1 protein-coding gene is annotated in these 263 nt (G+C 65.4%); it reads right to left on the bottom strand.

Features of this window, described 5'->3' with window-relative positions; all coding sequences use genetic code 11:
• The coding region (locus HKX41_11920; protein NNC24841.1) for a hypothetical protein at positions 1-263 on the bottom strand (263 nt) is incomplete at both ends.

Here is a 263-nt window from a genome sequence, read left to right as displayed (position 1 = left end):
CTCAGGGAAGCGGTTGAACAGGAAAGCCTCCTTGCGCAGAACGAAATCGCGCAGCTCCTCGTCGAAATACTCATCGGCATCTTTTCGCTCGCGGGTTTCGTGCGCCTGCTCGGGCAGCACGCGCGCATGCGTGCGCACCGCGTCCGTGCGCGCCGCATCGACGCCGAGGCGGGCGAGGAGGTCGGCAAGATCGTCATTGAGCGTTTCCGTGCGCAGGAACTCGACCGGATACTCGTAGGGCTCGGCGCGGCCACGTTGCAGCG

This window comes from Salifodinibacter halophilus, from assembly GCA_012999515.1.
GTDB lineage: Bacteria > Pseudomonadota > Gammaproteobacteria > Nevskiales > Salinisphaeraceae > Salifodinibacter > Salifodinibacter halophilus.
This window is presented reverse-complemented; position numbering and strand designations above follow the sequence as displayed.